Source organism: Acetobacter tropicalis (genome assembly GCF_001580915.1).
Taxonomy (GTDB): domain Bacteria; phylum Pseudomonadota; class Alphaproteobacteria; order Acetobacterales; family Acetobacteraceae; genus Acetobacter; species Acetobacter tropicalis.
Window position 1 is genome coordinate 16,782 of record NZ_LHZQ01000219.1, and the last position, 19,481, is coordinate 36,262.

Consider the following 19,481-nt stretch of genomic DNA (forward strand, 5'->3'; position numbering starts at 1 on the left):
GCGACGGGAAACGGGAAATGAAGCTTCGTCGTCGCCTCGGCCTGTTCATGGCGTCTTCCATGCTGCTTTCGGCCTGCACAGTTGGGCCCAACTATCAGCCTGACCGCATGAAAGTGCCAGCGCAGTTCAAGGAAGCGGCGGAGGAACACGCCGCCACTCCGGAAGAAATTGCGCATACCAACCAGGAAATGACCGAGTGGTGGTCTTCCTTCAATGACCCCATGCTGACCAGTCTGGTGCAGCAGGCGATTGAAGGGAACTTTGATCTCCAGATTGCGGGCCAGCGGATTCTGGCGGAACGGGCTATTCGTGATCGGTCAGCTTCTCAATGGTATCCGCAGATGGATGCCAACATGGGTGGTGGCGATGTTCGGTACTCTCTGAACATTGATAACTGGCCCATTCGGCCAGGTAACCCGCAGAACCGGCCTGAAGCCTCCATGTTGACATATGGCGCTATGGCCACATGGGAGATGGACGTATTCGGCCGTATCCGCCGGGATGTGGAAGCGCATGAGCGCGCAGTGGAGGCCTCCATTGAAGGCCGTCGCGCTTTGCTGATGACGCTGCTTTCCGAACTGGCATCTGATTACATGCTGCTGCGGGTAACGCAGTTGCAGATCCATATTGCCACGGACAATATCCGGGTGGCGAAGGATGCGGTGGATCTGACCAACAAGCTGTATCTGGAAGGCGTGGGCAACACCTTGCAGATTGCACAGGCGCAGGCAGAACTCGATTCCCAGATAGCTGCCCGTGAACCCTTGAAAACCCGTGTCTCTCAGATTACGCATGCCATTGCTGTGCTGCTGGGGAAAATGCCGGGCGAACTGGAAGATCAGCTTAAGGTCGTTCGGCCCTTGCCTGCGGTGCCAGCGTTCCCCGCTACCATGCCGTCTATCGTGATGGCGAACCGTCCGGATATTCGGATGGCGGAACGCAAATATGCGCTGGCAACGGCGCAGATTGGGGTGGCTGTGGCCAACCTGTATCCGCACTTTGTTATTCCGTTGACCTTCAATCCGAACGCATCGGCCATGTACCAGCTCTTTCAGGTGAACGCCATGAGCTGGCAGTTCCTGATGATGGCCAGCTTGCCGCTGATGCACGGTGGTAAAATGACGGCGGAAGTTCGCGCCGCTCAGGCATCGGCTGAAGCGGCACGGCTGGAGTATCGGCAGGCGGTGTTGACCGGCTTCAAGGAAGTTGAAGACGCCATGGCTGCCTGGCATGATGACATTGAATATGCCGAGCAACTGCATAAGGCTGCGGAAGATAGCGCAACGGCCAGTGAGCGGGCACGCAAGCTCTACGGTGCAGGGTTGGTGGGCTTTCTGGAAGTGCTGACTACGGAACGCACCACCTTGAACGCCCAGAATCAGGAAGCGCTCGCCAAGTTGGAACGTCTGCGTGATGCCGTGAACCTTTACACGGCTCTGGGCGCTGGGTGGAAAGGCGTGCCGCTCACCAACACCACTCTTCCTGTTTCTCTTGAAACCCAGAATGTGTTAGCGCGGGCCTTCAAACAGTAATTGCAGGAGGCCGCGATGCGTAGCCAGTCCTCATCTTATGTGCGTCGGCTTCTGCTGATTTCCTTCTGTTTTCTGGGAGGGTTTACGCTTCTGTGTATCAGCGGCTGGGTCATGGTGGTCAGGAGCAGCCCGCAGGATACGACACTGGTTACGGTGTTTCGCTGGGTGCCTGTCATTTTGGGAGCGTTGACCGTTCTGTTCGGGTTCTATCTGCTTAATCTGCCCGTGCCAGAAGATCCGGAAGATTTTTTTCTGGGTGACGATGCAGATGGAACGGTTGAACGGATGGATGGAAAGTAACCGGCTGTTTGAGACGCTTTCCCGGCCAGTTTGGCAGGATTTTTGACTCAGATTGCCTTGGCTGCTTCCGTTGCGTCGGTATTACGAAAGCAAGAGAATAAAAAACCATCCCCCGCTTTTTATGAGCGGGGGATTTTTTCTTGAAAGACCTCGAACCTTAAAGTTTGAGGTCTTTTTCAAGCGACTGCCTTATTTTTTGGGCGCGCGTACAGCCGTCACTTCAATTTCGATCAGCCAGCCGGGGTTGGCGAGTTGTGCCACGGCGAAAGCAGAGCGAACCGGCAGATTGGGCTGTTTCGCTGTGCCGAAATACTGGGTGTAGGCTTTCATCATGCCCGCAAAATCAAGCTGTTTTGTGCGTGGGTCGGCCACCATGTAGATATGCATCTGCACAACGTCCCCCATGGTCAGGTTCAGCTTTTTCAGCTCAGCTTCAATGCGCTGAAGAGAGGCAAGCGTCTGGGTCTGCGTGTCACCATAGGCTTCAAGGCTTTTGGGCGGAGCAGTTTTATCCTGCACCGGGGCCCCCATGCCGCTCAGGTAGATTGTGCTCGCTCCAGCCGGAACCTCAATGGAGGTCGAGATCGGAAAATCGCCTTCGGCATGACGCACAATGCCCGTTTCAGCCTTGGCCACCAGCGGCATGGCCGTTGTGGCGGCAACCAGCGCCAGCGTACCAGCGGAAAGAAGAGTTTTGGAAAGGCGCACGTTATTCATCCTCTACAGTCAGGTGAGGCCGCATGGCGGCGACGTCTTCAGGCTTGAGCGTGTCAGTATAATGGTTGCCAAAGTGCGTGCGAACGTAATTCACAACATTGGCCACCTGCTGGTCATTCAGCGCCACACCAAACCATGGCATGCCACCAAATCCGTTCAGCACCACATAGGCCGGGTATTCGGCACTTTGTAGCTTGGGGTTTCCTGCCAGCGCGGGAAAGCGGGCTCCAGCGCCTTCCGCGCCTTTGCCGTCCGGCATATGGCACCCTTGGCAGACATGTTTGTAAACCGCAGCACCATCGGGCAGCGTCTGCACTTTGCCTTCAACTGAGCTGGCGCTGTCAGCATAGGCGACAACCGGCATAAGGGCGGAGGAGAGCATAAGGGCGGAGAGAAGGAGAATGTGACGCATCAGGCGGCTCCCAGTGCGCGTTTGTGCAGACGGGTGACGGCATCCAGCGCGGAGAGGATGGCTCCTTCCTGCCAGCAACCAATGTAGGACGCGTGTTCACCAGCCAGAACAACCCGGTTATCGACACTGCACAGTGTTTTGTAGTGGGTTTTGCGGGCCTCTTCCGTCCACATGGAGCAGCAGCCGAGAGTCCAGGGCACGCGGCTCCAGGCAAAGCTGACGCCGTTTGAAAACTCCTTGCGGTATTGCGGGTGAATGGCTGTACCTTGGGCCAGGGCGCGTTCAAGCCGTTCCTTGGGGGGCATGCCTGCAAAATCATACGCGGCGGGGCCAAACATGTAGCCCCCCAGCAGAACCGCCGGTCCTTTGGAGAAAATACCGTGGCTGGGGTAGGAGATCTGGCTGATCTGCTGGTCAGTAAAGCTGATGCCGCCATAAATCTGATCATCTTCCTCCCAGAAGCGGCGTTTGAATTCCATGCCCATCTTGACCGAGGACGCATAGGGCACGGCCAGAATGGCGGCTTTCATGGCGTCACTCACCTGCACATCCAGCTGGGACAGAACGGAGAGAGGAATGGTGCAGACGCAGTAATCGGCCTGGGCCTGGCGCACCGCCCCACCGTTGGCCATATCATTATAGGTAACGGTCACGCCTTTCTGGTCCTGATGCAGCGCTATGACCTTGCAGTTGAACGTGATCAGATCCTTCACCTGCCGGGTGAAGCCCTTGCCAATCTGGTCCATGCCGCCAACTGGCTGGAACATGGTGGTCTGCATATCCAGCCGTTCATGAAAGGCCATCCAGTTCCATAGGCCGGACTTCATGACATCGTCCCGTGCGAACAGATCGGAGGGAATGGGCGCGCCATCAATGCCGCCTCCTTGCGGGCGGGCGAAGCCACGGCGAAGGGAACTGATGTTTCCTTTCTTGTAGGTGTAGTCTTTTCCCAACCCACCCCAAGATTTCATGGCCGTGCGCAGATGGTCGCGTTCGTCCTCGCTGACAAGATCGTCCAGCTTGTGCTGATCAATGGCTTTGGCAATCAGTTCGGCCGTGAAGCCAGTGAAATCCGATGCAAATTCCCGATAACGGACGGCCTTGCCGCCAAAGGCTCCCGTGGAATGCAGCCACGAGTTATGATTGAGCTCGATAAACGGTTCGAGCTGGATGCCAAATTCCCGACAATAATGAAGGAGCCCCTGATGATGATAGGGGATACGCCACGGGCCGGGGTTGATGTAATTGCCCGGCGCAAACCCCACTTTTTGCGTGGCTCCGCCCAGTTCTGTTACGGTATCGCCACCGCGCAGGCTGATGTTGCGGCCACCACTGCGGCTCTGAAATTCAAGAATCTGAACATCGTAGCCGGCTTTTCGTAATTCATAGGCGGAGAGCATGCCCGAAAGGCCAGACCCCAGCACGAGAACCTTGGTTCCTTTTTTGGCTCCGCCAAGGGCTGGCGGCCCTTTGAAATCCGTTCCCTGAGCATGGCCAAGACTGGTCATGGCCTGATAAAGGGCGGCGCTTCCTGCCAAAGTGCCAATGCGCGTCAGCAACTGCCTGCGGGTGGGAGGAGAAGAATGAGCTGATGGCATCAATTAACCCCAAGATATCCTAAAAAGCGTTACATCAGAAGCGATCACGGCGGAGGAGTGTCTGGTGGAGCGTGACGGTGCTGTCAAAATGTTCCCCATTGGGAACATTACGTTATCAATTTGAGAGTGACAACAGGTCTGATGAGAGGCAATGAGGGTTTGGGGGCGGCAGGGGCAACTGCCGCTTGAGATGCTCTGAAAAAACCGGGCTTAACGCGTCCAGCTCCAGTTCCGTATTTCCGGCATATCCTCTCCATATTCGCACACATAGCGTTGGTGCTCAGCCAGTTTGTCCAGCACGGCCTGATGGGCGTAAGCCGCTTTCGAGGCCAGTCTGGGTACGCGCCGGATGACGTTGGACACCAGATGGAAGCGATCCAGATGGTTGCGCACTGTCATGTCAAACGGGGTGGTGGTTGTGCCTTCCTCACGGAACCCGTGCACATGGAAGTTGATGGCGTTCCGGCGCTTGTAAATAAGCTGATGCACCAGAGCAGGATAGCCGTGGAATGCGAAAATAACCGGCTTGTCGGTTGTGAACAGGGTATCAAACGTGGCGTCTGGCAGGCCGTGCGGGTGCTGGTCTGGCGTTTGCAGCGTCATGAGATCAACCACGTTGACCACACGGATTTTCAGGTCCGGAATATGTTTGTTGAGAATGCTGACAGCCGCCAGTGCTTCCAGTGTCGGCACATCCCCCGCGCAACCGATAATCACGTCCGGTTCTGAGCCTTTATCGTTACTGGCCCATTCCCAGATGCCAATGCCCTGCTGGCAATGGGTGAGTGCGGCATTCATGTCCAGCCATTGAAGTTCCGGCTGTTTGCCCGCCACAATCACGTTGATACGGTTGCGGCTGCGCAGGCAATGGTCTGTTATACACAGCAGCGTGTTGGCATCCGGCGGCAGATAGATCCGCACCGTTTCGGCTTTTTTGGTCACCATGTGGTTGAGAAAGCCGGGGTCCTGATGGCTGAACCCGTTATGGTCCTGCCGCCAGACGTGAGAGGTCAGCAGATAATTCAGCGAGGCAATAGGTTGCCGCCACTCGGTTTCAGAAGCTGTTTTCAACCATTTTGCATGCTGGTTAACCATGGAATCCACAATGTGGATGAACGCTTCATAACAGGACATGAAGCCATGACGGCCCGTCAGAAGATAGCCTTCCAGCCAGCCCTGGCACGTATGTTCGCTTAGAATTTCCATCACGTGGCCATCAGGGGAGAGATGGTCATCATAGGAATAGGTTTCCGCGTTCCACGCACGGTTGGTCACATCCAGAACGGCGTTCAGGCGGTTCGAGTTGTTTTCGTCCGGGGCCACAATCCGGAAGTTCCGTTTATCCGCATTGGCGGCCATGACATCTTTCAACCACGAGCCCAGAATGCGTGTGGTTTCCGCTACGGTCTGGCCTGGGGCTGTGATCTGCACCGCATGGGTGCGGAAGTCGGGCAGACGCAGGGGCCGCAGATGGGTGCCGCCATTGGCATAGGGCGTGGCGCTCATGCGTTTGTCGCCCTTGGGCGCAAGGGCAGCAAGTTCCGGTTTTAATGCGCCTTCGGGTGTGAACAGATCATCCGGTTTGTAGGACCGCATCCATTCTTCAAGCATCGCCAGATGGCCGGGCTTGCTCATATTGTCCACCGGCACCTGATGGGAGCGCCAGTACCCTTCCGTGCGCAGACCATCAACCGTTTTGGGGCCGGTCCAGCCTTTGGGGCTGCGCAGCACGATCATGGGCCATGCGGGGCGGGTGGTGTCTCCCTGTGTGCGGGCCTTTTCCTGAATGGCGCTGATGCTGGCAAACGCCTGATCCATGGCTGTGGCCATGGCCTGATGCATGGGATCAGGTTCATGTCCTTCCACAAAAATGGGGTCATACCCGCAGCCTTTCAGGAAATCTCTCAGCTCGGGCTTGGGAATGCGGGCCAGAATGGTGGGGTTGGCAATCTTGTAGCCATTTAGGTGCAGAATGGGCAGCACTGCCCCGTCTGTCCTGGGGTCAAGAAACTTGTTGGAATGCCAGGATGTGGCCAGTGGACCCGTTTCTGCTTCTCCATCACCGATCACGCAGGCTACAACCAGATCAGGATGGTCAAAAGCCGCGCCATAAGCGTGGGAGAGGCTGTAGCCCAGTTCTCCGCCTTCATGAATGGAGCCAGGCGTGGTTGCCGCGGCATGGCTGGGGATGCCGCCCGGGAACGAGAACTGGCGGAAGAGGCGGGTCATACCCTCTTCATCCTGCGTTACGTCCGGAAAATATTCTGTGTAAGTGCCTTCCATCCATGTGGAGGCAATCAGCCCCGGAGCGCCATGACCCGGCCCCGCGATGAACAGGATGTTGCGGTCCTGCGCGCGGATAATACGGTTAAGGTGGAGCCAGATGAAGTTCAGGCCGGGCGTTGTGCCCCAATGCCCCAGCAGGCGTTTCTTGATGTCCTCCAGCTTCAGTGGCTCACGCAGTAAAGCATTTTTCAGCAGGTAGATCTGACCAACCGAGAGATAATTGGCAGCGTGCCACCACCTGTTGAACAGGGCCAGATCTGCGGCTGAAAGCGGTGCTGAGGGAGTTTGCGTGCTCATGGAGTGTCCTTTTTCAGGAAAGAGGCCGGAAGCAGGAGGCGCAAGGATCAGGCCGGAGAGGCTTTGGCCAGCAGATCCAGCGTTGAGATGACATCCTTGCAGATCATCAGTTCTTCATTTGTTGGCTCCACGCGGATGATGACGGAACTGTCGGGCGTGCTGATAATGGGGGCATGGCGCTGGTTGGCTTCCGCATCCAGGCGCACACCAACCCAGTGCAGGGCAGTGCACACCTCTGCACGGAGGGCGGCATCATTCTCGCCAATGCCTGCGGTGAAGATAAGCCCATCCAACCCTTGCAGGATGGCCGTAAGGGCACCGATTTCCTGCACCACGCGATAGGCGAACAGATTGAGGGCTTCCCGCGCATTGGCGGCTTGTGGAGTGGACGCCTTTGCCTGCTCGCGGAGGGAGCGCACATCTGCCGCAAGACCGGACACGCCCAGCAGGCCGGATTGATGGTAGAGGACATCAACAATGGTATGCCATCCCGCGCCTTCTTCCTGCATCATGTAGAGCAGGACCCCTGGGTCCAGCGCTCCGCAGCGCGTGCCCATCATCAGTCCGTCCAGCGCGGAGAACCCCATGGTGGTTTCAATGCTCTGGCCGTTTTTCAGGGCGCACAGGCTGGCCCCGCTGCCCAGATGCGCAACAATGGTTCGGCCCTGCGCAAGTTTGGGATCAATCTCGCGCAGGTGGGAGGAGATATAGGCGTAGGAAAGGCCATGAAAACCGTAGCGCCGTATGCCTGCCTGATCGTATCGGCGGGGAAGGGGTAGCAGTTTGGCCAGCGGGGGCATGGTGTGGTGGAAGCCTGTATCAAAACAGGCAATCTGCGGAAGATCAGGGCGTTCGCGCGCAATCACTTTGATCGGGGCGAGTGTAACGGTCTGATGCAGGGGGGCGAAGGGCGTCAGCTTTTCCAGTTGCGCCAGAATATCCGGCGTAATGCGAACCGGAGCGATAAAATCAGGGCCGCCATGAACCACACGGTGGCCCACAGCCACCACTTTTCCACCGTCAAGATGGCTTTCTATCCATTTGAAAAGCGGACCAAGCGAAAACGGGGCCGTTTTATCCGTATGGTCTGGCTGACTCCAGGTACAATCCGCCAGAACGGTGCCTGTGTTGTCCACAGCATGAAAGCGCGGGGAGTCGGGCGTTGTTTCAACTGCGCCATGTGCCAGCACGGCTGGAGCAGCGTGTGCCTGCAAACGGAACAACGTGAATTTCAGGCTGGATGATCCGCAATTGAAGGCCAGTATGACGTCTGACAACCCAGGGGCTCCCGTTGCTTGATAGTGGAGAAGGCGTTTGCGAGCATAACGTTAAACGGGTGATGCCCGTATTGATACGCCTCATGCCGAGCACTTTTTCAGGAATTTGTAACAGACAAAAGCCGGTCGTCGTTCCCCGAGGCACAGGGATAGCAAGCAAATCTGCCGTGTGCTGAAGAGTGTGAAAATGCTGGCTGCCGCAATAAGGGAAGGCTGCCTTGCCTGAATAGAATGATTTTTTGGCTGATATCGTGGGGTAAGGCGCGTCTTGCCAGCGCCCAAAAATGTCCGGCTTTTCCGAGGGAATAATGCAGACGGGGCGTTAATGCTGAAAAAGGGACCGTTGAGCCGTGTTCTCTCACGACGGAGCGAAAAAGGGGCAGAGCAATAAGGGGAGGTGGAAAATGGCTCAGACGGCGTGAGCTTTCCGGCTGAGCTTGTTTTTAAAGAGGCTGTTCAGGAAGCCAAACGCGCAAAGGCCGGTTGGGCGCGCTGGTGGTTCAGAAAAGTCTGCATGGCCGAGCGAGCCATTCCTGCGTCCCGGCCCAGGGCAATAAGCCCCGGAATTTGGCCGGGATGGCGCAGAAGGGACTTTGTAAGCGCCCCAACCTTCAGGCCGCCATCGGGTGACAGCACTGTGCCTGCAATGGAAGGAAGAGAACGGGTTGCGGGATCACATACCACCCGCAGTACGGCGAATGGTAGCCCAGCCTCATCAGCAGCACGGGCCAGAAAACCACTTTCCATATCCAGCGCGGCACAATGAGAAGACGCGAACAGACGCGCCTTTTCATCCGCGTTCAACACAACGTCGTCACTGTGGAGCAACGATCCGCTTAGGACACCAGACTGCCCGGCCCCCAGAATGTGGCGCAAGGTAGCGTCTGCCGTGTAAGAGCTGCCCCATGCCGAGACTTTTTCTGGCACGATAATGCTGCCCGCAGGCAAATCCGGGTCGAGGCCAGCGGCAAGCCCGAAGGAGAGAAGGCAATCTGCACCACAGGCCGCAAGGCGAGCGGCTTCCCGCAGGGCGCCCGCACGGCAGGCCCCGCTGGCGGCGATGGCCGCATGCGGAAAAACCTGCCGGATAAAGCGGGCTTCGGCCTTAAGCCCGACCAGAATACCCGGCCGGGATGGGGATGGCTGAGCAGATTGCGCCATGGAGCCTCAGAACCCGAATGCGACGCGGCGGGTGTTGCTGCTTTCCAGATTACGGTAGCGGGCTAGCGCCATCAGCGGGAAGAACTGCTTGTAACCGTGGTAGCGCAGGTAGAACACCTTCGGGAAGCCAACGGCATTGTAGGGATCTTCATGCCATTCGCCGTTTTCATCCTGCTGTTCGGCCAGCCATGCCATGCCCTTTGCTACGGCGGGATCATCCCGGCGGCCAGCGGCCATCAGGCCCAGCGTAGCCCATGCGGTCTGGGACGGCAGGCTCTCGCCATAGGTGCCGTGTGCGCCGCCTTCATAGGATTCGCAGCCTTCACCCCAGCCACCATCGGCACCTTGAACGGAGCGCAGCCATTCCACGGCTTTCACCACAGCCGGATCATCATGTGAGATACCCGCCGCGTTGAAGGCGCACAGAACAGACCATGTGCCATAAATGTAGTTGGTGCCCCAACGGCCAAACCAGGAACCGTCTTCCTCTTGATCCTTGCGCAGATATTCTATGGCACGGTCAATAACTGCCTGATCTTCCACATGACCAAGCTGGGCCAGGAAGGAGATGCAGCGTGCCGTAACGTCCGCTGTCGGCGGGTCAAGCAGCGCGCCATGGTCTGCAAACGGAATGTGGTTGAGCAGATCCTTGTTGTTATCGATATCAAAGGCGCCCCAACCCCCGTTGGTGCTCTGCATACCGATAATCCACTGGCGGGCGCGTTCCAGAGCCTCGGCATTGGCCGGGTCACCTTCACGATGCAGCAGCATGCCAACAACAGCGGTATCATCCACATCTGGATAATAATCATTGCCGTACTGGAAGGCCCAGCCGCCGGGGGCAAGGTCAGGCTTGTTGATGGCCCAGTCGCCCTTCACGTCCAGAATCTGCTTGTCGCGCAGCCATGCACTGGCTTTGCGAAGCTCCGTGAGCGTTTCTTCCGGAGCCACGCCATTGGGGCCGGAGGCGGCTTCAAGCATGGCGTGGCCAGACAGGCCGGTATCCCAAATGGGGGAGACGCAGGGTTGGCAGTAGGCTTCATCATCCTTGATGACCAGCAGCTTCTGCACCGCTTTCCATGCCGTTACCGCGCGGGGATCTTCATCTGGCACACCAAGAGCCCGGTACATCATGACCACGTTGGCCATGGCCGGATAAATGGCACCCAGTCCATCTTCTCCGTTCAGGCGGGGTTCAATGAAGTCCACTGCCGCCTTGATGGCTTTGTCATGCGTTTGGGTCGGAATAAACGGCAGAACCGGGCGCAGAACCGTATCCAGCCCCTTGAAGACCCGGCCCCAGACGGAACGGTAAGGACCACGGATCCAGTCTTTCACCACTTCCGGGGGGGTTACAAACAGTTCGCGCACGTGAATCTGGCGCGGGTTGATGGCAATCGGTTTGAGGGCCGCAAGAACCAGCAGGGGCGCCACCACCGTGCGGGACCAGTAAGACATGTTCCATACGGAGAAGAATGCCTTGCGGGGCAGCAGCATCAGTTCCACCGGCATGACCGGTGTGGCGCGCCAGGGGGCATCTCCAAACAGGGCCAACTGGCACCGGGTGAACACGTTGGTGCGCTCTGCGCCACCGTGATCCAGAATGGCTTCCCGCGCCCGGCGCATGTGCGGGGCGTTTATATCATCCCCAACGGCTTTAAGCGCGAAATAGGCTTTTACCGAAGCGGAGAGATCAAACTTGCCGTTGTGATACAGTGGCCAGCCACCGTGATCCTTGCTCTGGATACGGCGCAGGTAGTTCCCTATTTTCTGTTCAAGCGCATCATCAATACGGTCCAGATAGTGCTCAAGCAGCACATATTCCGCCGGGATGGTGGCGTCAGCTTCAAGTTCGTAAACCCAGTGGCCATCAGCCTGCTGGCGCTTGCCCAATGCGGCATGAGCGTTTGTGACTGCGCGATCCAGTGTTTCTTTGGAAACGGGGGCGTCGGAAAAAGCGCTGCCGTCAGCGGCCATGTCGATTGTTCCTTCTAGCTTTTAGCGTTGAATTGGAAAAAGCCCGACATGATGGGATCATGACGGAGAGCGAAGCCCAAGCGTATAAACAGCCCTTACACCTGAGCGCATTGCGCCTTCCAGTGTGGCGGGCAATCCGGTTGCCGTCCAGTCACCAGCCAGCGCCAGATTGACCAGCGCCGTTGCTGGGCCGGGCCGCAGGCGGTTCTGTTCTGGGGTGGCGGCAAAGGTGGCCCGTTTCTCCCACACCACCCGTTGCTGGGGCGGGGTGTCTGGCAGGGCTTCCATCAGAACCGGGTCACACGCATGGCGGACATCCTGCCAGATGGTGCGGGCCAGTTCATCCGGGTCCTGTTCCGTAAAGCGGTTTGCGGCGCTGACCGTTACGGAGAGGATGTCATCCCGCAGGAAAACCCACTCCGCAATGCTGCCCACCAACCCCATGAATCCACTTTTGGCGAATGTGCCAAGCGGGCGCGGGGGGGCTGCCAGACGGAAATGCAGGTTCAGAATGCTCTCAAACGCATCAGGTGCGGTAAAGCCCTGCACGCGGCCATCCAGCAGGCTGGCGGCAACCGGGGCAGGCACGGCAAGAATAACAAAATCTTCGTCCGTCAGCGGAATACTGCCTTCTGGGCCGTGCAGGGCAGTAATGCGGCCACGCTCAATATCCAGGCCCCCAATGCGGCTTTGGGTCCGGATTTCCGCCTGCATCACACGCAGATGCGCCAGCGCAGGGTCCACTAGTGTCTCGGACAATCCATCCCGTGCATACCATGGCACGCAGGCTTCCCCGCCCAGAGAGAGGGATTCCCGAATGACCGCGCCAAGGAGGGCAGCGCTCCCTGTCTCGCAGGGGGTGTTGAGTGCGGAAATAGCGAAGGGCTCAAGCAGACGGCGGGAAAAGGCACCCGGCAGCAGGCACTCGGCCACGGTCTGATCTTCCTTGGCGGACATCAGCTTTTGCAGGCTGCGCAGTTCCACCAGTCGCATATCCGGCACCCGGCGATGCGGCTGGAAGACCCACCACGGAACCCGCCCGCGGGAGAGATCAAGCGTCCAGCGTGCATCTTCGGTCAGATCGACAAACGGAAACAGGGGTTCCCGCGGGCCTGTTAACGTATCCAGACCGCCGGTCATGGCCAGATAGCGGAACACGGTCTTGTTGGCGGAAAGAAGCAGATGGTTCCCGTTATCAATCCGGCACCCGATCTGACGATCTTCATAGGAACGGGCACGACCGCCACAGGCGCGTCCGGCTTCGTGCAGCACAATATGCTTGCCAGCGCCAGCCGCTTCTACTGCTGCGGCCAGTCCGGCCATGCCGCCGCCAATAACGTGCAGGGTGCCTGCCATTCTGTGTGCTCTTTCCGCTCTCAGCTTACGGGAGGTAGGAGGCGGTCAGCCAGAAGGCCTTGCCCAGAGTGGAGGTGTGAGGCCGGTCCAGCAAGACGGCGCTGTTCCAGCCGCGCTTCCGCATGGCCACCAGCACAGCCTCATAGCTTGCCCCCATGATGCGCGCTGGCAGCATGGCCTTGGGGCGGCAGTGGCGCATGGTGGCAAAAGCGGCGCGGAAATGATCCTCCGCACGGGCGGCCAGAATGTTGGCCACATCCTGCAAGCCGGGAGCCGAGAGCGCCTTGATGGGATCATGCGGCACATTGAAGCGTGTCAGAAGATCGCCCGGCAGATAAAGCCGACCACGGGCGGCATCTTCTGCAATGTCACGCAGGATGTTGGTCAACTGTAAAGCGCGGCCGAGGTGATGCGCCACTTTGTCCGCTTCCTGTGTGCTGTCCCCAAAAATACGGACAGAAAGGCGACCAACGGCGGAGGCTACGCGATCACAATACAGATCAAGCGTTTTTTCATCCGGGGCAACAATGGTGTTTTCGGCATCCATGATCATGCCGTCAATCACCGCATCAAAATCTTCCTGCCGAAGGGAGAAGAAACGGATGGTAGCCATCAGAACGCGGTCAAGCGGGTCAATCGCTTTGCCATCATAGAGATCAGCAATGTGCTGATGCCATGCGTCCAGACGGGCCTTGCGCTCTTCCATGGGTTCATACCCATCGGCAATGTCATCCACCACGCGGCAGAAGGCATAGATGGCGTACATGCCGTAGCGGCGCATGGGGGGCAGAATGCGCATACCGGCGGCAAAGGATGTGCCAGCCTGTTTTACAGTGCTTTCTACCCACGCCAGATCAGCAGGATCACACCCAAGCGGGGTTGGCTTGTCATGCGTCTGGATGTCTTCGGCTGTCACGCGCTTTCCACCTGTTGGTTCATGGTTGTTCGAAACACGGTCTTTTTACAGAACTTCCGGCAGAGGGAAAGCTCAAGACCATCCCCGCAGGGCCGCAAGGGCTGCATGCATGGCATCAGTCCGTTTCAGGGCAACCCGCCCAGCCAGAGGATCTTCCCGGCGCAGGCGCAGGGTCAGCCGCTTGGCCAGTTCCACAATGGCGGCACATTCCATACGGAAACGGCGGTCTCTAATGTGGGAGGGCAGCGTGGCGGCCTGACGGTTGAGATCGTCCACACCATCCAGCAGGGTATTGAAGACGCGGCGCAGGCGCGGGCTGGTGCGTCCGGCCAGAATGTCCTCTTGCGATGCTCCGGCCAGTGCCAGCATGTCTGACGGCAGGTAGCAGCGTTTCAGCCGGATCAGGTCCCCCTGACAGTCCTGTAGATGGTTCAGAATCTGGAGAGAGGTGCACAGAGCATCAGATGCCGGAAAAGCATTGAGGCTTTCACGGTGCAACTGAATAAGGAAGCGCCCGACAGGATTGGCGGAATATTTGCAGTAGCGCAGCAGGTCATCCCACGTTTTGTATTCCACCCCGCGAGAATCATCCCGGAAAGCGATGATCAGATCTGTTGCGGTTTCAAAGGGAACCCCAGTGCGGGTGAGAGAGGCCCGGAGCACGGCGGCACTCATGGAGTCCTGTCGTGTAATGGCTTCCCGCTTGCCCAGAAGAACGTCTTCCATGGCGTTCAGGCGGGCCAGCTTTTCCTCTGGTGTCAGGGTTTCACAGTCCGCAATGTCATCAATCACGCGGGCGTAGGCGTAATAGGCATGCACATGCGGGCGCAGCGCCTTGCTGATCAGCAGGGAGCCAACAGGAAAATTCTCGTCAGACGCACCCTTGCCGGAGGAAACGTCTGCCGTGCCCCATACAGATGATGTCTCGGTCATGCTCGGCTCTGCGCGGTTGGCTATCATGAAGCGGACCTTTACACCCTCTGTTCAGGCGTGCCTACTCCTTGCGCGTGCAGACAGATTTTCTGGCCGGGTACCGGGTTGAAGCAGGACCGGGTTTTCGCCTGCCCTGTGGTGTTGGGGTATTGCTCCGCCTGTTCTGCTTGGGGTGGGGTTACCGGCCGGGGCCGGCACCCCGCTGGGCGGAGCGAATCGGTTCTTCCTGCTGCGCAGGGGCAGGGCTAATGCGGCCATCATTGGGAATAGCTTCCCGATAGGCGCGATTTTTCCACACCACACCATGCCCACAGTAATGATTGACAGCAGAACCGATGGTGGCCGCTGTATAGAAAAGCGCCACAAACGGCAGGGTTAGTGCCCACAAGGGGGAGAGACGGAAACGCCGCAGGGTTGGCACGAAGGAGCCGATGGAGACCAACCATGTGGCCGCCCCGACCCAGCGGGCCAGACCGTGACCAAACAGCGCAATAACACCCGGTGCCACCCACACCACGCACATGGCGAGAACCGTGAGCACCAGCAACACGGGCGAAAAACGAAGCTGTACATAAGCGGTGCGGGCAATCATGCGCCAGACATCAGCCACATACGGATAAGGGCGGATGGATTTGGCGAGGCATGAATGACCCAGATACAGCCGTCCTCCGGCCTGTTTGACGCACGTGGCCAATGTACAGTCATCAATCAACGCACCTTTCAGTGCGGCAATTCCGCCGATTTCGGCCAATGTGTCGCGCCGGATCAGAATGGTGCCCCCAGCAGCGCCAGCGGTGCGGCTTTCAGGGTCATTGACCTTGGCGAAGGGGTAGAGCAGCGCGAAAAAGAAGACAAAGGCCGGAACCAGAGCGCGTTCTGGCAGGCTTTCACACTGTAGCTCCACCATTTCAGAAACCATGTGCAAGGCATCTGTCTGGGCTTTGGCGACCAGAGTGGAAACATGGGCCGGTGCGTGGACGATATCCGCGTCTGTCAGCAGGATATAGCCGGTGTCCTGTTCCTGTTGTCGGCGGGCTTCCGCCACACCTTGCGCCACGGCCCAGAGCTTGCCGCTCCAACCGGGAGACGGATCTGCACCATCAAGAACTGTAAGGCGCCCCATGGGGTCCGGAAGGTTGCGGGCAAGAGCCCCCGTATCGTCCTCGCTGCGATCATTGACCAGAATGAGGGAGAGCTTGCCGGGATAATCCTGCTGCAACAGGGAACCCAGCGCAGCTTCAATGCCTTCGGCCTCGTCACGCGCTGGAATGACCACTGTGACACTGGGGGCAATATCCGCAGGGGTATGAGAAGGGTTGGCAGGGCGGAGAATGGGGCCGCCCTGCCAGAATTTACCGTGGAAAAAGATGAGCCCGAACCAGATGAGCGCGGAGAGAACAGCCAGGCCGAAAACCATCCCTCAGCCTCCTTATTTCAGCATTCCATTATTACGGAACCAGGTAATGGCGTCTTCCACTGCCTTGCGGGCAGGGCGGGGGGAATAGCCCAGTTCCTTGATGGCTTTTTCTGATGAAAAGAACATTTTCTTGCGGGACATGGCCAGCATCTCACGCGTAACGCGCGGAGAGAACCCAAAAGAACGGGAAAGCCATTCTGAAACAATGGCAACAGGCCAGATCACTTCCTGCGGCAGACGGATGCGCGGCGGTGGCACATGGGCAATTTCAGACACCATGGCGAACAGATCCCGCAGCAGGTAGTTTTCTCCGCCCAGAATGTATTTCTCGCCAATGGTGCCGCGTTCGAGGGCCAGAGCATGGCCTTCTGCCACATCATCCACGTGCACAATATTCACGCCCGTATCCACGTAGGCGGGCATGCGGCCCGCTGCGCAGTCCAGAATCATCTGGCCTGTCGGCGTCGGCCGGATATCGCGCGGGCCAACGGGTGTGGACGGGTTCACAATAACGGCGGGCAGGCCGTTTTCCTGCACCAGGCGCAGAACTTCCTGTTCCGCACGATATTTTGAACGCTTGTAGATGCCAATGACGCCATGCTCCTGCACAGGAGTCTCTTCATCCGATTCCGTACCGTCGCCAATCAGGCCCAGTGCCGCAACGGAGGAACAATAGACAATGCGTTCAACGCCAGCTTTCTGCGCAGCCAGCATCAGCAGGCGCGTGCCTTCTACATTGGCCGTCATCATGGGGGCGGGATCAGGCACCCACAGGCGGTAATCAGCAGCAACATGAAACACATAGCGGCAGCCTTCCACCGCGCGGGCGAAGGTTTCCGGGCGGGACAGATCACCATCCACCAGTTCGGCCGGAATATCGGCAATGTTGCGGCGATCGCTGCCTTCACGCACCATCAGTCTCAGGGTGTGGCCGCGTTCCAGCAACGTACGGGCTACGGCAGACCCGACAAAACCTGTCGCGCCGGTTACGAGCGTATGGGCGGTCATGAAAGTGCGCTCCCACAAGGGTATAAAAAGGACGGGTGTGAAACCCGAACGGCTGGATTGTCTCTTTATCCTGCCCTCCAAGGTGGCGCCAGACCCCGTGCTGGTGTAAGTGATCCTCCACTCACGAACAAAGCCCTCCTGGATGGACTGACTGCCGCCAGGCGCTGGGAGGCCCAGGGGGGCTTCTCGGGCAGATAGAGCTTAGGCCTTGAAAAAGCTTACGATTTTTCTTACTTTGCTGGGCCTTTTGGCCATTACGGCAGCCATGGCATGGAGCGGTTTTGGCTCTGTGGTTCATGCTGTTATGCGTATTGGTCTGGGCGGCTTTCTTCTGATGGTATGCTGCCAGTTGGCGGTGGACGGAGTGCTGGGCCTAGCCTGGCACGCTGCGTTTCCCGAGATTGGTTATCTGCGCCTGCTTGGTGCGCGGATGGTGCGTGATGCTGCGGCAACCTGTCTGCCGTTCTCCCAGCTTGGGGGGATTGTCATCGGGATTCGGGCCACCTGTTCCGGGCACGGCCTGCATGGGCGTGAGGCCAGACAGGTCGATCTGCCAGAAGCCGCGTGCGCCAATCTGGTGGATATCACCACGGAAGTGATGGGGCAGGTGGCCTTTGTGCTTCTGGGGGTGGCGTTTCTGGTGGCCCACCAGCGCAACAGCCCGTTTGTGATGCCTGTCATTATAGGGGCAGTGTTTTTGATTGTCGGCACGGCAGGCTTTATCTGGACCCAGCGGCATGGTGGCAGCATTTTCCGCCGTTTTGGGGGGATGTTCACCCGCAGTCTGGCGTCTCAGTGGCATGACAGCGTGCTCAATGGCGCGGATGACCTGCAGGAACGGATGGAAGCAGTATGGGGTCGGCCTGGCCGTATCTGCGCCTCTGCGGCCTACCATCTGGTGGGGTGGCTGGGGAGTGCCGCCATGCTGTGGATGACAGCGGGTTTCCTTGGCGCGTCTCTCTCCTTTCCCAACGCGGTGGCTGTTGAGGGTGTGACGTGCGCCATCATGTCACTCGGCTTTCTGGTGCCGGGCAGTCTGGGTGTGCAGGAAGGAGCCTATATGGCCCTTGGTCATGCCTTTGGAATCGATTCTTCCGTCTCTCTCGGGCTTTCTCTCCTGCGGCGTGGGCGTGAACTGGCCATTGGTATTCCGGTATTGCTGCTGTGGCAGTTCATGGAAGTGCGTGGATTGCGGACGACAAGCGCCAAGCCCATGCCTAAAACAGAGGTTGGCTATGTTCCGGCTTCTTCCGTGGTGAAGGAGTGACGGGCGTGGCCGATGCGGGGCTTTCCATGCCTGACAACCAGAGTCGTCCCGGTGCGTCAGCGGTGCCTCTTCCTCCTGTGTTCGAGACGCTGGTGGTGGTCGGGCCGGGGCTGATCGGATCTTCTGTCCTTCGGCGTGCGCGGGAGTTCGGAGGGCTGGCTCGGCGTGTCATTGCGGTTGATGTGTCGCCAGAGGTCAGGGCGCGGGTATCCGAGTTGGGCATAGCAGACGAAGTCATGGCCGATGCTGCTGAGGCCGCGGCGCAGGCCGATTGTGTCATGCTGTGCGTGCCTGTGGGGGCAATGGGGCCTGTTGCTGCGCAGGTGTTGCCCGCCATGCGTCCGGGTGCGATTCTGACAGAAGTGGGATCAACCAAGGTTTCGGTCATAGAAGCCATTACCCCTTATTTGCGGCCCGATGTCCCTTATGTGCCCGCGCACCCAATGGCGGGCACCGAGTTTTCCGGGCCGGATGCAGGTTTTGCTACGCTATTTGAAAAACGCTGGTGCTTGTTGACCCCGCTGGACAACACGCCTGTTGAAGCTGTGGACGCCATTCGCACTTTATGGGAGCGGTGTGGGGCACGCTTGAGGGAAATGACCCCGGCGCATCATGACCGTGTTTGCGCCATTGTGAGTCACCTACCGCACTTGCTGGCCTTTACCATTTGTGGCACGGCGGATGATCTGGCAGATGAAACGCGCTCGGAAGTGCTGGATTTTGCTGCATCCGGCTTTCGGGATTTTACCCGTATCGCAGCTTCTGACCCCATTATGTGGCGCGATATCTTTCTGTTAAACCGGGATGCGCTTCTGGAAATGCTGGCGCGCTTCATGGAAGACGCACAAGCCATGGCACGTGCCATCCGATGGGGAGATGAAGCGTATATTGTGGACCGCATCGAACGGGGGCGGAAAATCCGCAAAAGCCTGATTGAAAACGAGCAGGCCTAAGACGTGCCGCCGTTAGACGCCGTGTGAAAAATCAGCCCGCACAGGAGTTGAAAGGCTCATTTGAAGGCGCGATG

At 58.4% G+C, this 19,481-nt stretch carries 16 protein-coding genes; 4 read left to right on the forward strand and 12 right to left on the reverse strand.

The annotated features are described in order from the left end of the window. Positions 1 to 17 precede the first annotated feature (17 nt). Positions 18 to 1,532, forward strand: coding sequence for an efflux transporter outer membrane subunit (locus AD944_RS13110; protein ID WP_045542526.1), 1,515 nt, complete (start codon positions 18 to 20; stop codon positions 1,530 to 1,532). 15 nt (positions 1,533 to 1,547) lie between these two features. Continuing rightward, a complete protein-coding gene (locus AD944_RS13115; RefSeq protein ID WP_045542527.1) occupies positions 1,548 to 1,832 on the forward strand; it encodes a hypothetical protein in 285 nt (94 codons plus the stop codon). Positions 1,833 to 2,021: 189 nt separating this feature from the next. On the opposite strand, the gene AD944_RS13120 is transcribed toward AD944_RS13115, so the two are convergent. The 12 genes from AD944_RS13120 to hpnA all read right to left on the reverse strand — a co-directional run bounded on the left by AD944_RS13120 (position 2,022) and on the right by hpnA (position 17,187). Beyond that, positions 2,022 to 2,477 (reverse strand): RidA family protein, encoded by a 456-nt coding sequence (locus tag AD944_RS13120; protein WP_086898027.1) that lies wholly within the window; start codon positions 2,475 to 2,477, stop codon positions 2,022 to 2,024. Between the two features lie 64 nt (positions 2,478 to 2,541). Continuing rightward, on the reverse strand, positions 2,542 to 2,961 hold the full coding sequence (locus AD944_RS13125; RefSeq protein WP_045542528.1) for a c-type cytochrome: 420 nt from the start codon (positions 2,959 to 2,961) through the stop codon (positions 2,542 to 2,544). After that, positions 2,961 to 4,559, reverse strand: coding sequence for a flavin monoamine oxidase family protein (locus AD944_RS13130; RefSeq protein WP_045542529.1), 1,599 nt, complete (start codon positions 4,557 to 4,559; stop codon positions 2,961 to 2,963). The genes AD944_RS13125 and AD944_RS13130 overlap by 1 nt, the downstream gene beginning before the upstream one ends. Before the next feature lie 210 nt (positions 4,560 to 4,769). After that, positions 4,770 to 7,142 (reverse strand): phosphoketolase family protein, encoded by a 2,373-nt coding sequence (locus AD944_RS13135; protein WP_045542530.1) that lies wholly within the window; start codon positions 7,140 to 7,142, stop codon positions 4,770 to 4,772. A 47-nt stretch (positions 7,143 to 7,189) separates the two neighbouring features. After that, a complete protein-coding gene (locus AD944_RS13140; protein ID WP_045542531.1) occupies positions 7,190 to 8,419 on the reverse strand; it encodes an acetate/propionate family kinase in 1,230 nt (409 codons plus the stop codon). A gap of 456 nt (positions 8,420 to 8,875) precedes the next feature. Continuing rightward, on the reverse strand, positions 8,876 to 9,580 hold the full coding sequence (locus AD944_RS13145; RefSeq protein WP_045542532.1) for a phosphorylase family protein: 705 nt from the start codon (positions 9,578 to 9,580) through the stop codon (positions 8,876 to 8,878). Between the two features lie 6 nt (positions 9,581 to 9,586). After that, complete coding sequence (gene shc / locus AD944_RS13150) at positions 9,587 to 11,557, reverse strand: squalene--hopene cyclase (RefSeq protein ID WP_045542533.1); 1,971 nt, start codon at positions 11,555 to 11,557, stop codon at positions 9,587 to 9,589. A gap of 57 nt (positions 11,558 to 11,614) precedes the next feature. After that, on the reverse strand, positions 11,615 to 12,913 hold the full coding sequence (gene hpnE / locus AD944_RS13155) for a hydroxysqualene dehydroxylase HpnE (protein ID WP_045542534.1): 1,299 nt from the start codon (positions 12,911 to 12,913) through the stop codon (positions 11,615 to 11,617). A gap of 25 nt (positions 12,914 to 12,938) precedes the next feature. Next, complete coding sequence (gene hpnD, locus AD944_RS13160) at positions 12,939 to 13,829, reverse strand: presqualene diphosphate synthase HpnD (RefSeq protein WP_006558206.1); 891 nt, start codon at positions 13,827 to 13,829, stop codon at positions 12,939 to 12,941. A gap of 72 nt (positions 13,830 to 13,901) precedes the next feature. After that, the gene (gene hpnC, locus AD944_RS13165) at positions 13,902 to 14,762 is read right to left on the reverse strand and encodes a squalene synthase HpnC (protein ID WP_045542575.1); all 861 of its coding nucleotides are present in this window, start codon (positions 14,760 to 14,762) and stop codon (positions 13,902 to 13,904) included. Between the two features lie 178 nt (positions 14,763 to 14,940). Beyond that, positions 14,941 to 16,179 (reverse strand): glycosyltransferase, encoded by a 1,239-nt coding sequence (locus tag AD944_RS13170; protein ID WP_045542535.1) that lies wholly within the window; start codon positions 16,177 to 16,179, stop codon positions 14,941 to 14,943. Between the two features lie 12 nt (positions 16,180 to 16,191). After that, positions 16,192 to 17,187 carry a hopanoid-associated sugar epimerase gene (gene hpnA / locus AD944_RS13175; RefSeq protein ID WP_006558203.1) on the reverse strand — a complete coding sequence of 332 codons (996 nt, stop codon included), beginning with the start codon at positions 17,185 to 17,187 and terminating at the stop codon, positions 16,192 to 16,194. Positions 17,188 to 17,395: 208 nt separating this feature from the next. Here hpnA and AD944_RS13180 point away from each other — a divergent pair, with 208 nt between their 5' ends. Beyond that, positions 17,396 to 18,454, forward strand: a complete 1,059-nt coding sequence (locus tag AD944_RS13180; protein WP_006558202.1) for a lysylphosphatidylglycerol synthase domain-containing protein — start codon at positions 17,396 to 17,398, stop codon at positions 18,452 to 18,454. A 26-nt stretch (positions 18,455 to 18,480) separates the two neighbouring features. Beyond that, positions 18,481 to 19,407, forward strand: coding sequence for a prephenate dehydrogenase/arogenate dehydrogenase family protein (locus tag AD944_RS13185; protein ID WP_045542576.1), 927 nt, complete (start codon positions 18,481 to 18,483; stop codon positions 19,405 to 19,407). Positions 19,408 to 19,481: the final 74 nt, after the last annotated feature.

What these genes read in the sequence shown, in the direction of transcription:
- AD944_RS13110 (WP_045542526.1), top strand. Translation starts at nt 18, where the DNA reads ATGAAGCTTCGTCGTCGCCTCGGCCTGTTCATGGCGTCTTCCATGCTG.
- AD944_RS13115 (WP_045542527.1), top strand. Translation starts at nt 1,548, where the DNA reads ATGCGTAGCCAGTCCTCATCTTATGTGCGTCGGCTTCTGCTGATTTCC.
- AD944_RS13120 (WP_086898027.1), bottom strand. Translation starts at nt 2,477, where the DNA reads ATGCCGCTGGTGGCCAAGGCTGAAACGGGCATTGTGCGTCATGCCGAA.
- AD944_RS13125 (WP_045542528.1), bottom strand. Translation starts at nt 2,961, where the DNA reads ATGCGTCACATTCTCCTTCTCTCCGCCCTTATGCTCTCCTCCGCCCTT.
- AD944_RS13130 (WP_045542529.1), bottom strand. Translation starts at nt 4,559, where the DNA reads ATGCCATCAGCTCATTCTTCTCCTCCCACCCGCAGGCAGTTGCTGACG.
- AD944_RS13135 (WP_045542530.1), bottom strand. Translation starts at nt 7,142, where the DNA reads ATGAGCACGCAAACTCCCTCAGCACCGCTTTCAGCCGCAGATCTGGCC.
- AD944_RS13145 (WP_045542532.1), bottom strand. Translation starts at nt 9,580, where the DNA reads ATGGCGCAATCTGCTCAGCCATCCCCATCCCGGCCGGGTATTCTGGTC.
- shc (WP_045542533.1), bottom strand. Translation starts at nt 11,557, where the DNA reads ATGGCCGCTGACGGCAGCGCTTTTTCCGACGCCCCCGTTTCCAAAGAA.
- hpnE (WP_045542534.1), bottom strand. Translation starts at nt 12,913, where the DNA reads ATGGCAGGCACCCTGCACGTTATTGGCGGCGGCATGGCCGGACTGGCC.
- hpnC (WP_045542575.1), bottom strand. Translation starts at nt 14,762, where the DNA reads ATGACCGAGACATCATCTGTATGGGGCACGGCAGACGTTTCCTCCGGC.
- AD944_RS13170 (WP_045542535.1), bottom strand. Translation starts at nt 16,179, where the DNA reads ATGGTTTTCGGCCTGGCTGTTCTCTCCGCGCTCATCTGGTTCGGGCTC.
- hpnA (WP_006558203.1), bottom strand. Translation starts at nt 17,187, where the DNA reads ATGACCGCCCATACGCTCGTAACCGGCGCGACAGGTTTTGTCGGGTCT.
- AD944_RS13185 (WP_045542576.1), top strand. Translation starts at nt 18,481, where the DNA reads ATGCCTGACAACCAGAGTCGTCCCGGTGCGTCAGCGGTGCCTCTTCCT.